Origin of the sequence: Nocardia xishanensis NBRC 101358, from assembly GCF_001613365.1 — a bacterium.
Taxonomy (GTDB): domain Bacteria; phylum Actinomycetota; class Actinomycetes; order Mycobacteriales; family Mycobacteriaceae; genus Nocardia; species Nocardia xishanensis.
This window is the reverse complement of sequence record NZ_BDCF01000093.1, coordinates 1-12,557: the sequence shown is the minus strand read 5'-3', so window position 1 is coordinate 12,557 and position 12,557 is coordinate 1. Positions and strand designations below refer to the sequence as shown.

General features: G+C 69.5%; 7 protein-coding genes and 1 pseudogene. 5 read left to right on the top strand and 3 right to left on the bottom strand.

Going from position 1 to position 12,557, the window contains the following annotated elements; translation table 11 throughout:
- Both NX1_RS34300 and metH read right to left on the bottom strand, forming a co-directional pair.
- On the bottom strand, positions 1-991 hold a 991-nt coding region (locus NX1_RS34300), incomplete at its 3' end, for a serine/threonine-protein kinase (RefSeq protein ID WP_157120379.1).
- Positions 992-1,452: 461 nt separating this feature from the next.
- Positions 1,453-5,049, bottom strand: a complete 3,597-nt coding sequence (metH, locus tag NX1_RS34295; protein ID WP_068069150.1) for a methionine synthase — start codon at positions 5,047-5,049, stop codon at positions 1,453-1,455.
- Positions 5,050-5,209: 160 nt separating this feature from the next.
- Here metH and NX1_RS34290 point away from each other — a divergent pair, with 160 nt between their 5' ends.
- The gene (locus NX1_RS34290) at positions 5,210-6,094 is read left to right on the top strand and encodes a PAC2 family protein (protein WP_068069147.1); all 885 of its coding nucleotides are present in this window, start codon (positions 5,210-5,212) and stop codon (positions 6,092-6,094) included.
- 86 nt (positions 6,095-6,180) lie between these two features.
- Here NX1_RS34290 and NX1_RS34285 read toward each other — a convergent pair whose 3' ends face one another.
- Positions 6,181-6,528: a hypothetical protein gene (locus NX1_RS34285; protein ID WP_068069144.1), complete on the bottom strand. Its 348-nt coding sequence runs from the start codon at positions 6,526-6,528 to the stop codon at positions 6,181-6,183.
- A gap of 326 nt (positions 6,529-6,854) precedes the next feature.
- On the opposite strand from NX1_RS34285, the gene NX1_RS34280 reads away from it, so the two are divergent.
- The 4 genes and pseudogenes from NX1_RS34280 to NX1_RS34265 all read left to right on the top strand — a co-directional run.
- Positions 6,855-7,994: an NsdA family TPR-like regulatory protein gene (locus NX1_RS34280; protein ID WP_068069160.1), complete on the top strand. Its 1,140-nt coding sequence runs from the start codon at positions 6,855-6,857 to the stop codon at positions 7,992-7,994.
- A 310-nt stretch (positions 7,995-8,304) separates the two neighbouring features.
- Positions 8,305-9,915, top strand: a complete 1,611-nt coding sequence (locus NX1_RS34275; RefSeq protein WP_084501981.1) for a TIGR02677 family protein — start codon at positions 8,305-8,307, stop codon at positions 9,913-9,915.
- Positions 9,915-11,327, top strand: a complete 1,413-nt coding sequence (locus NX1_RS34270) for a TIGR02678 family protein (RefSeq protein WP_068069151.1) — start codon at positions 9,915-9,917, stop codon at positions 11,325-11,327. Before NX1_RS34275 ends, NX1_RS34270 begins: the two co-directional genes overlap by 1 nt.
- 2 nt (positions 11,328-11,329) lie before the next feature.
- Positions 11,330-12,557: pseudogene (locus NX1_RS34265) on the top strand (endonuclease); the annotation flags it as partial.

Here is a 12,557-nt window from a genome sequence, read left to right as displayed (position 1 = left end):
AGGGTCCGCTCGGCGGCGCGGACGCGAACGCCGCCGTCGGCACGAATTCGGTGGCGTCGTCGGCGTTCCCGGTACTCGCGGTCGCGGCGGACGTGGCGAGCACGGTGGTCGCGTCCGCACCGGGCGCGGGCAGCACCTTGGTCGCCACCGGCGCCGCGGCCAGCGCCGGAACACGACCCGCCGCAACGGCTTCCAGCGCCTCCTTCGCCTCGCTCATGGTCGGGCGCGCGTCGATGCTCGCGGCGAGCAGGTGCATCAGCACCGGTGCGAGCCCCTCCGCCCGCCGCGGTTGCGGCACGTCGGCCCGCGCGACGGCGTGCAGCACCGCGAGCGCGTTGTCACCCTCGCCGAACGGCGGCGCGCCCTCCACGGCGGCATACAGCGTGGAGCCGAGCGCGAAGACGTCGGACGCCGGTTCCGGGTTCTCGCCGCGCGCCACTTCCGGCGCGAGGTAGGCGGGGGTGCCCGCCAGGAACCCGGTCGCGGTGACGGTCACGTCGCCGACCGCGCGAGAGATGCCGAAGTCGGTGATCTTCACGGTGCCGTCGTCGGCGACCAGCAGGTTGGCGGGTTTCACGTCGCGGTGCATGATGCCCGCGTCGTGCGCGGCGGCCAGCGCGGCGGCGGCCTGCGCGCCGATCTTGGCCACCTCGATCGGCGACAGGGTGCGCTGCCCGGACAGCTTGGCGGCCAAGCTCGGCGCGTTCATGTACTCCATGACCAGCCACGGCTGGCCGTCCTCTTCGGCGACGTCGAAGACGGTGACCGCGTTGGGATGGTGCAGCCGCGCCGCGATCCGCCCCTCGCGCATCGCGCGCAGTTTCGACTCCAGCGCCTGTTCCCGGGAGAGGCCGGGACCGAGCAGCAGCTGTTTCACCGCCACGGTGCGGCGTAGCCGCACGTCGGTCGCGCGCCACACCACGCCCATCGCGCCGGTGCCGATCGGATCCGTCAGCCGATACCGTCCAGCGATCAACCGATCCGCCGTCATGAGGTCGTGCCCCTCCTGCTGTGCGCCGAGCCGTCGAGCACTACGGCGCGCTCGACGGATTCCCGGCGAAAACCATGCGCTCCGAAGTGCTTTACACCCGCCAGCAGCAAGACGAACGGCATCCGCCGACTGCTCCGGATGCAGTTGCAACTCTTCGACAATGGCATACCCACCCGACAGACATCCAGCCGCGTGACCGGATTCGACGGACCGGACGGTTGATTACCCAGGTCGCCCCGAAGCGTCAAGTGTACCCATAGGTAACAGATACTTCGCCGACACCCGGTCGACTCACCGCATTCCCGTGCGTTTCAGCAGGTCAGAGCCCATGACGAGGGCCAGGGCCACGACGAAGGGACATCGCCGCGGTGAGTACCGTCACATCGGTCGAACATGCGTGCCCGGCCCACGAGTGAACGGCGACTCCGCATCGCGCCGAGCCGCCGTTCTCCCAGGACGAATCAGGCGTTGAAGTACTTCGCCTCGGGATGCAGCAGGACGAACGCGTCGGTGGACTGTTCGGGATGCAGCTGGAGTTCCTCCGACAGCACGACGCCGATGCGGTCGGCTTCGAGCAGGTCGACCAGCTTCGCGCGGTCCTCGAGCTCAGGGCAGGCGCCGTAGCCGAAGGAGTAGCGCGCGCCGCGGTAGCCGAGCTTGAAGTAGTCCAGCACGTCGTCGGGATCGGATTCGGCCACCGAGTGCCCGTCCAGCACCAGTTCTTCCCGGACGCGACGGTGCCAGTACTCGGCCAGCGCCTCGGTGAGCTGGACGCCGATGCCGTGCACCTCGAGGTAGTCGCGGTAGTTGTCGGCGGCGAACAGCTCGTTGGCGAAGTCGGCGATGGGCTGGCCCATCGTCACCAGCTGGAACGGCAGCACGTCCACCTGACCGGTGGCCTTGGCATGCTCCCGCGAGCGCAGGAAGTCGGCGATGCACAGGAACCGGTCGCGCTGCTGGCGCGGGAAGGTGAACCGATACCGCTGCGGCGCATCGGGATCGGGCTCGGTGAGCACGACGACGTCGTCGCCTTCCGACACGGCGGGGAAATAGCCGTAGACCACGGCCGCGTGCTGCAGAACTCCCTCGGTGGACAGCCGGTCCAGCCAGGCCCGCAGCCGCGGCCTGCCTTCGGTCTCCACCAGTTCCTCGTAGGAGGGTCCGTCACCGCCGCGCTGGCCGCGCAGACCCCACTGGCCGAGGAACAGCGCCCGTTCGTCGAGCAGTCCCGAATATTCGTGCAGCGCAAGACCTTTGACCACGCGCGTGCCCCAGAACGGCGGCACCGGCACCGGCAGTTCGGCGGCCACGTCCGAGCGGGCTGGCACCTCGACCGGGACCTCGGCGGCCTTGCGCTGCGCGGCGATCCGCTTGGACCGTTCGTGCCGGGCCTTGCGCTCGGCGGCCTTCTCGCGTTCGGCGACGGCCTCTGGACTGTCCGGATCGAGCCCGCCGCCGCGCTTGCGGGTCATGATGTCGTCCATCAGCCGCAGACCCTCGAAGGCGTCGCGGGCGTAGTGCACGTCGCCCTCGTACACCTCGGTCAGGTCGTTCTCCACGTAGGCGCGGGTCAGCGCGGCGCCGCCGAGGAGTACGGGGAACTGATCGGCCACGCCCTTGGCGTTGAGCTCCTCCAGGTTCTCCTTCATCACCACGGTCGACTTCACCAGCAGGCCGGACATGCCGATCACGTCGGCCTTCTTGTCCATCGCGGCGTCCAGGATGGTCGCGATCGGCTGCTTGATGCCGAGGTTGACCACCTCGTAGCCGTTGTTCGACAGGATGATGTCGACCAGGTTCTTGCCGATGTCGTGCACGTCGCCCTTGACGGTCGCCAGCACGATGCGGCCCTTGCCGGAGTCGTCGGTGGCCTCCATGTGCGGTTCGAGGTACGCGACCGCGGCCTTCATCACCTCCGCCGACTGCAACACGAACGGCAGCTGCATCTGACCGGAGCCGAACAGCTCGCCGACGGTCTTCATGCCTGCCAGCAGGGTCTCGTTGATGATCTGCAACGGCGGCACCTCGGCCATGGCCGCGTCCAGGTCGGCCTCCATACCCGCCTTCTCACCGTCGACGATGCGGCGCTCGAGCCGCTCGAACAGCGGCAGCGCGGCCAGCTCCTCGGCGCGCGATGCCTTCGACGACGACGTGGAGACCCCTTCGAACAACGCCATCAGCTTCTGCAGCGGGTCGTAGTCCAGGGTCCGGCGGTCGTAGACCAGGTCGAGCGCGGTCTCGCGCTGCTCGTCCGGGATCCGGCTCATCGGCAGGATCTTGGAGGCGTGCACGATCGCCGAATCGAGGCCGGCCTGCACGCATTCGTGCATGAACACCGAGTTCAGCACCTGCCGCGCGGCCGGGTTCAGTCCGAAGGAGATGTTCGACAAGCCGAGGGTCGTCTGCACCAGCGGGTGCCTGCGCTTGAGTTCCCGGATCGCCTCGATGGTCTCCAGCCCGTCGCGGCGCGACTCCTCCTGACCGGTGCCGAGGGTGAAGGTGAGGGTGTCGATGATGATGTCGGACTCGGCCAGGCCCCAGTTGCCGGTGATGTCGGCGATCAGGCGCTCGGCGATCTCGACCTTCTTCTCGGCGGTGCGGGCCTGCCCCTCCTCGTCGATGGTCAACGCGACCACCGCGGCGCCGTGCTCGGCCACCAACCGCATGGTCTGCTGGAACCGGGAGTCCGGTCCCGCGCCGTCCTCGTAGTTCACCGAGTTGACCGCGCAGCGCCCGCCGAGGTGCTCGAGCCCGGCTCGCAGCACCGGCGCCTCGGTGGAGTCCAGCATGATCGGCAACGTCGACGCGGTCGCCAGGCGGGAGGCCAGCGCCTCCATGTCCTTGGTGCCGTCGCGGCCGACGTAGTCGACGCACAGGTCGAGCATATGCGCGCCGTCGCGGGTCTGGTCCTTGGCGATGTCGAGGCACTTCTGCCAGTCCTCGGCCAGCATGGCCTCGCGGAAAGCCTTGGAGCCGTTGGCATTCGTGCGCTCGCCGATCATCAGGACCGAGGCGTCCTGTTCGAAAGGCACCGAGGTGTACATGCTCGAGATGCTCGGCTCGTGCACCGGCTCACGGCGCTCGGCGATCGGCGGCAGCGAGGGCTCCACCTCGCGGACCGCGTCGCGCACCTGTCGGATGTGCTCCGGCGTGGTACCGCAGCAGCCGCCGACCAGCGCCAGACCGAACTCGGAGACGAAACCGCGCAGCGCGACCGCCAGCTCCTCCGGCGTCAACGGATACTCCGCACCGTTGGCGCCGAGCACGGGAAGGCCCGCGTTCGGCATCACCGACACCGGAACCCGCGCGTGCCGCGACAGATGCCGCAGATGCTCGCTCATCTCGTCCGGACCGGTCGCGCAGTTCAGACCGATCATGTCGACGCCGAGCGGCTCGATCGCCGTCAACGCGGCGCCGATCTCGCTGCCGACCAGCATCGTGCCGGTGGTCTCCACCGTGACGTGCGTGATGATCGGAATCCGCCGGCCTGCCCGCTCCATCGCCCGCCGACTGCCCGTCACCGCCGCCTTCACCTGCAACAGGTCTTGGCAGGTCTCGATCAGGATGGCGTCGGCGCCGCCCTCCAACATGCCGAGCGCCGACTCGGTGTAGGCGTCACGCAAGATCGTGTACGGCGCGTGCCCGAGCGTCGGCAGCTTGGTGCCCGGCCCCATCGAACCGAGCACATAGCGCGGCGTGCCGTCCTCGCTCGGCCCCATCTCGTCGGCCACTTCGCGGGCCAGCCGGGTGCCGCGCTCGGACAGATCGCGAATCCGGTCGGCGATGTCGTAGTCGGCGAGGTTCGGCAGATTGCAGCCGAACGTGTTGGTCTCGACCGCGTCCGCACCCGCCTCGAAGTACGCGCGATGGATGTCGCGCAGCACGTCGGGCCTGGTTTCGTTCAAGATCTCGTTACAGCCTTCCAACCCGCGGAAATCGTCCAGGGTCAGATCCGCGACCTGCAACATGGTGCCCATCGCGCCGTCACCGATGACGACACGCCGACGGAGCGTGTCGAGAAGCGTGGTATCGAACGCGGCGGAGTGGGACACAGACATGTGTACAAGCGTAAAGGCCCGGTACGACTGGTAACCAACAGCCCGCGAATGTTCACCGTGAGCGTGTGCGGCGCCACATTCGCGCGGGCGCCCGTTCGGGGGGCCGCGCCAGCGCGCAATAGATACGGCACCACGCGAGCCCAAGCCGTAGGCTGACCGGGTGAACCCCAGTGAAACTTCCGATTCGGAACTGCCGACGTTGCGGGATCCGGTGCTGGTTGCCGCCTTCGAGGGCTGGAACGACGCCGGTGACGCGGCGAGCGGCGCCGTCGAGCATCTGGAACTGATCTGGGATGCCGAGCCGCTGGCCGAACTCGATTCCGAGGACTACTACGACTATCAGGTGAACCGGCCGACGGTGCGTCAGGTCGACGGCGTGACCAGGGAGATCCAGTGGCCCGCCACCATGCTTTCGGTGTGCTCGCCGCCCGGGAGCGACCGGGATGTGGTGTTGCTACGCGGAATCGAGCCGAACATGCGGTGGCGCAGTTTCTGCGGGGATCTGCTGGAGTTCATCGAGCAGCTGGGTGTGCAGACCGTGGTGATCCTGGGCGCCCTGCTCGCCGACACCCCGCACACCAGGCCCGTTCCGGTGACCGGTTCCGCGTACAGCAAGGAGGCGGCCGAGCGCTTCAACCTGGAGCAGACCCGCTACGAGGGCCCGACCGGCATCACCGGCGTCTTGCAGGATCAGTGCGTGAAGGCGGGCGTGCCCGCGGTGTCGTTCTGGGCGGCGGTGCCGCACTACGTGTCGCAGCCGCCGAATCCGAAGGCGACGATCGCCTTGCTGCATCGGGTGGAGGACGTGCTCGACATCGAGGTGCCGCTGGGCGAGTTGCCCAAGCAGGCCGAGGATTGGGAAGCCGCGGTGAACGAGATGACCGTCGGCGACGAGGAGATCACCGAATACGTGCGTTCGCTCGAGGAACGCGGTGACGCGGCGGTCGATTTGAACGACGCGATGGCGAAGATCGACGGTGACGCGATCGCCGCGGAGTTCGAAAAGTATCTGCGCAGAAGGGGTCCGGGCAGTTTCGGTTTGTGATCGGCCGGTCCCGGCCGCGGGGGTCTAGTCCCGGCGCGAGCAACACCACATCGCGGTGTTGCTCGCCGCGCTCGGAACAGGCGTCCTCACGCCACGGAGGGCGGCGGGACCGCGACGCTGGTCGCGTTCACCTCCTCGACGGTCCAGACCTGGGCCGCCGCTTCGTGGGCCAGTTTCGCGATCAAGATGTCTCGCGGAATCGTCTGGCCGGCAAAGTGATCGAGTGACGGCACCACCACGTGGTGTGCGTCGGCGCGCTTGAGTTCCTGCGTGAGCTCGGCCAGCGCCGTACCGTCGCCCGCTGCCGCTTCGTGGAATGTCGCGGCGAAGCAAAGCCCTTCGGCTCGGGCGAACGTGCTCATCGCGCGCTCGAGTTCCTCGCTGTGGCCATCGGCCAGATCATCACGCAAGTATCCATAGATCAACGCTTCCACCCGAACCTCCGTTGGATAGGGCCGCTGTTCTCTTGTTTGGATCTTCCCGTGCAGGGTACTGCGACGAGGGCGATCACGGATCTTGCATCTGCACTTACATTTGCAAATCCGGCAAACCTGACCGCTCCCACTTCAGGATCGCTGACGCCACACTGCGAATGCAGGTGTCAACCCACTGACATCCAGATGCCCTATCCGGGCCACCAGACGTTAACTGGTGTGATACTACAACCGTGGCCGCTGGAGACGATCGACCCGTCTGGGCAGTCCGGATGCGTTCCGAGCGCGATGCGAGGGGGTGGTCACAGGCAGACGCCGTCCGCGTGATGCGCGCGAAGTCATCGCACAATCTGCCGACAGACAGCACGCTGCTACGCAATTGGCGGCGTTGGGAGTCGGGCGAGTCGCGACCCGACGACTTCTACGCCCCCATCATCGCCGCCGCCTTCGACACCGTCACCGCGGCGTTCTTCCCGAAGGCCAGGCCTAATCGGGACGACGAACTGCTGTCGGCAACAGGGATGGACACTTTGGAGTTCATCGGCAGGCTGCGCATGTCGGACGTCTCGGCCGCGACGCTGGACGCCGTCCGGATCACCGCCGAACGACTGTGCTGCGAATACCCTTACGCCGACCCACACGAATTGCACTCGGAGGGAACGTCTTGGCTGCGGCGGATCACCTCGCTGCTGGACGGGCGGCTGACGCTGGCACAGCACCGGGAGATCCTGGTGCTCGCGGGCTGGGTCGCGCTGCTCGTCGGCTGCGTCGACTACGACCTCGGTCGCCGTACCTCGGCGGAGGCCACCCGGCGCGCGGCGTGGTCGCTCGGCAAGGAGGCCGACCATCCCGAGATCACCGGGTGGGCAGCGGAAATGGCAGCGTGGTTCGCACTGACCCAAGGTAACTACCGGGGTGCTGTGGAAGCCGTCGACGGCGTGCTCGAGGACAGTTGCCATCTCGGGGTCGGCGTGCAGCTGGCCGCGCAGCGGGCCAAGGCGTGGGCACGGCTCGGCGATCGCGCCGAGGTGGAACGGGCGCTCGGCAAGGGTCGAGCGATCCTGGAGCGACTCGACCATCCGGCGAACCTGGACAACCACTTCGTGGTCGACCCGCAGAAGTTCGACTTCTACGCGATGGACTGCTGCCGCGTGGCCGGCGAGGATCGCCTCGCGGAAACCTTTGCCCGCGAAGTCATCCGGAACTCCACCAGGGCCGATGGCACGGTGCGCAACCCGATGCGCGTCTCCGAGGCACATTTGACGCTGGCCGTCGTCGCGGTGCGCGGACGCGATCTGGAACTCGCGCTGGCCGAGGGCATGCGCGCCTTCTCGGGGAAGCGCCGCTCGCTGCCGTCGCTGATGTGGATCGCGGGCGAGGTGGCCCGTGAGATCATCGAACGCTATCCGGGCGACCCGCGCACGCACTGTTATCTTGAGCAGTTGCGCGCGCTGTCGACCGAATGAGCGGCCCCCGTCCTGGCGCGGGCGAACCGCGGAACGGCGGACACAGCCACGCCGAACGGGGGTCGGTCTTGTCGGCGGCGACCGGCCCGCTACTACCCTGTTCCCGGTGACCGACTCCGACGACGGCCCGCCCTCCGGCGATCAGCCCGGCGCAACCGCACTGGATGATCAGCCCGACTGTGCCGCACGAGGCGAACAGCTGGGTCGCGACGCACAAGGCGAACAGCCCGGCTCCGCCGCACAGAGTGAGCAGCCCGGCTCCGCTGCTCTGAACGATCAGGTCGGCTGCGCCGTGCAGTGGGACGAGCGGCTGCGACTGTTCTCCTTCGCGACGGCGGAGAAGCGCGCCGACTACCTCTGGGTGCTGCGCGCGTTCGACAGCGCGCGGGCCGCCTACGTGGTGCTGCTGCACGCCGACGATGTGGCGGAGTGGATTCGCCGCAACGGCGGACGCGCGCGGGTCGCGGAGAGCGGGCCGTCGCCGGACAAGGCGGAAGCCGGTCCGGCCGAGGCGCAGCCCGGTCTGTTCCGGCGCAGCGACGCCGCGCCGCTGAGCGCCGCCGAGATCGGGCCGCTGCTCGATCAGCTGCACCAGTGGGGTGTGCTCGAGCGCAGCTACGACGGCACCCGGGCGGCGACGCTGGCCGAATACCGCAACCGGCACTACGTCTACCAGTTCTCGCAGGCGGGCTTCCAGGCATATCGCGCGGTGGCGGGCGTGCTGGAGGCGCGGCTGGACGAGGCGTCGCTCTCGCGGCTCGTGCTGCCGGAACTGCTCGCCGACCTGCACACCCTCGCCGCGGTGAACAGGGTCGGCGACGCCGAACGCGTCTACCGCACGCTGCGCAGGCTGGACGCGGCGCTGTCCGATATGGCCGCGCGCGCCGCCCATTTCTATCTGTCACTGGGCGATCTGGTGCGCACCACCGAGATCACGCCGGAATCGTTTCTCGCGCACAAGGACGCGCTGCTCGCGCACATGCGCGAATTCAGCATGGACCTGGCGCGTTTCGCGCCCCGGCTGGCCGCCGCCATCGGCGAGATCGAGGAGACCGGCGTCGACGACCTCGTCGCGCGAGCCGCGAGCTGCGACGAGCGGGTGCTGTTGAGCGCCGCCGAACGCGAAGCGGATTGGCGCGCCCGCTGGCACGGCCTGCGCACCTGGTTCGTCACCTCGGACGCCGAGGCCGAGTCCACCGAGGCGGACCGGCTGCGCGAGGCCACCATGAGCGCGATCGCGGCCGTGCTGTCGCTGCTGCGGCGGGTCACCGAGACGCGCCGCGGCGGGGTGAGCCGCGAGTCGGCGCTGCGCCACCTCGCGGGCTGGTTCACCGCCGCGCCCACCGCCGACAGCGCGCACGCGCTGTTCGACGCGGTGTTCGGGCTCGGCAGGCCGCGCCACCTGGCGATGGAACATCCGGACGCCGACATCGTGCCCGCGACCCGATCGTGGTGGGAGGCGCCGCCGCTGGAGATCTCGCGCACCCTGGCCGAGACCGGACGTCCGCCCTCGGCGGGCGCACCGGGCCGAATCCAGCGCAACGACGCGGGAATTCGCCGTCTGCGCGAGGCTCAGCTGGCCGCGCAGAGGGCCAGGGCGGAGGCGGCGCGGTCCTTGGCCGCCGCGGACGTTCACGAACGCGTACTCGACGAGCGCGAGACCGAGGTGCTGCTCCGCCTGCTGGACGCCGCCTCCACGGCGTGGGTGCCGGTCAGCGGACGGGTCGGCGGCACCACCGGTTCGGAGAGCGGCGTCACCCTGACGGTCTCCGAGCATCCTGGGCCGACCGTCGTCAGAACCTCGCGCGGGCTGCTGCACCTGAACAACCGCAAGCTCGACGTCCGCGCGACCAGGTCCCGCGGCGGGAGCGCAGGGCGCGCGAACACTGCCGACGTCGAAACCGCAGGGGGCGGAGCATGATTCACGCCCGCCGCATCGACGCGCTCGCACTGGACAACTACCAGCGCGCCGCCAGGGTGATCCTGGCCAACCACCTGGTGACCCGAACCTATCCGGACCGGATCGCGCTGCCGCTGATTCGCCGGTGGGCCACCGAACTTCGCGAGGACCTCGCCGAACTGTTCGGCTACCGGCTCGAGGTCACCGAAACCACGGCGCGGGTCTACCCCGTGACCGATCGGCTCGACGGCGGCAAACCCGCGCGCACCGTGAACGACCGCGTCTTCGACCGCCGCCGCTACGCCTACCTCGCGCTGGCGCTGGCCGCGCTCGGCCGCGCTGGCGATCAGATCACGCTCTCGGAGCTCGCCGATCAGGTCGCGGCCTACACGGTCAGGATCGACGGGCTCGAGCTCGCGCCGGATCGCGCGGCGGACCGCGACGCCTTCGTCGACGCCGTCGGCTGGCTGGCCGCTCGCGGCGCGCTCACCCTCGCCGACGGCGACGCGGGCGGGTGGGCCGCCGATCCCGAGGCGGGCGAGGCGCTCTACGACATCGACCGGCCGGTGGTGTTCGCGCTGTTCCGGCCGCCGCGCGCCCTGCAACATCTGCACAGCGTGCGTGGCCTGCTGGCCGAGGATCCCGCCGTCACCGCCGGGCAGCCCGCCGCGGCGTCCGGCGAGATCGCCCGCCGGGTGCGCCGGGCGCTGGTGGAGCGCCCGGTGGTCTACGCGGAGGATCTGGCGCCCGAGGAGCGTCCGGTGCTGACGCAGGACCGGACGGTCGCCGATGTCGAACTGTTCACGGGTCTGCGCGCCGAACGCAGGGCCGAGGGCGTCGCGCTCATCGACACGTCGGGGCGGCTTTCCGATGTCCGCTTCCCAGGCACCGGCACGCTCGCCCAGGTGGCGCTGCTGCTGGTCGGCGAGATCGCCGATGTGGTCCTCGACATCGACCACCCGCTCCCCCGCCGCTCGCGCGCGGCCGATCCCGGTGCGGTGCTGGCCGATCGGCTCGACGACGCCATTCCCGAATCCACTCTGTTCGCGCCGATGGCCGATCCGCCGTTCGCCGGAAACCGAGCGGCCGAGGCGGATTCGGCGGCGGACGAGGACGACACCGAACCCGGAGCGACCTATCCGTTCGTCGCCGCCGACTGGGTGCGCGACACCGTGCAGGCGCTCACCGACCGCTACGGCGTGACCTTCGCCGCGCAGTGGCAGGCCGACGTGCCCGGGCTCACCGCGGAGGTCACCGCGCTGCTCGCACGGCTGCGACTGGTCCAGCCGCTCGCGGACGGGCTGCTCGTGCTGCCCGCACTGGCGCGTTATCGGGGCGCGGTGGTCACCGTGCGCACCAAGCGGGCCGCGGAATTGTTCGTCACCGCCGACGACACCGTCGGGGCCGCAAGCACCGGTACGGAAGGGATCTGAACATGTCGGTCATTCACGGCGGAGTACGTTTCCTCCCGACCCGCGCCGGAATCGTCAACCTGTGGGACTACCGGGACCAGGAGTTCTGCTTCGCCGACGGCAGGCTGGTGCTGCGCGGACCGAACGGCTCCGGCAAGACCAAGGCGCTCGAGGTGCTGTTCCCGTTCGTGCTCGACGGCCGCATCGAACCGCGCAGGCTCAACCCGTTCGCGGGCGAAGAGCGCACGATGAAGTCGAATCTGCTGTACCGCAAGCAGGAATCGGCCTACTCCTATGTCTGGATGGAGTTCGCGCGCGGGAAGTGGGACGACCCCGAAGTGGTCACCGTTGGCATCGGCATGCGCGCAACCCGGTCCTCGGATAAGGTGACGCGCTGGTATTTCGTCGCCGACGGCCGGGTGGGCGTCGACTTCTCCCTCATCGGACCCGACGACCGCCCGTTCACCCGCAAGCAGCTGGCCGAGCAGATCGGCACCGACTCCATCGTGGACCGGCCGGTCGAATACCGGGCCGCCATCGACGCCCGCATGTTCGGGCTCGGCGCCCAGCGCTACGACCAGCTCATCAATCTCATTCTGACGCTGCGCCGCCCGCAGCTCGCCAAGAACCTCGACCCGCGCGGCCTCTCCCAGGCGCTCACCGACGGCCTGCGCCCGCTGGACGAACAGCTGATCCTGGACGCGGCCCGCTCCTTCAGCGATATGGAAGAGGTCGGACGCACCCTCGAGGGCCTGGTGCAGGCCGACACCGCGACCCGCGCCTTCGTCGGCGTGTACCGGAAATACCTCGCGGTGCAAGCCAAGACCGATGTCGACCAGGTGCGCGTCCGCCTGGACGCGGTCACCCACGCCAGTACCGCGCTGTTCGCCGCGACCGCGCTGCGCGAACGCCGCGAGGCCGAGCGCACTGCCGCGGAAGCCCGCGCCGACGACGCCGACCGCACCTACGAGCAGGCCCTCACCGACCGCGAGACCCTGCAACGCTCCAGCGCCTACGAGGGCAAACAGCAGCTCGACGACCTGGCCGACGCGGTGCGCAGGCTGGAGACCTCCGCGGCGGTGCACCGCGACAAGTCGCTCAAGGCCCGCCAGACCCTCGACCAGCGGGCCGAAGAGGCCGAGCGGGCGCGCGCCGCGGTGCAGCAGGCCGCCGCCGCGCTGTCCCGGGGCGAGGACGAGTTGCGCGAGGCCGCCGAGGAGGCGGGCATCGCCTGGACCGCGCCGACCGGCG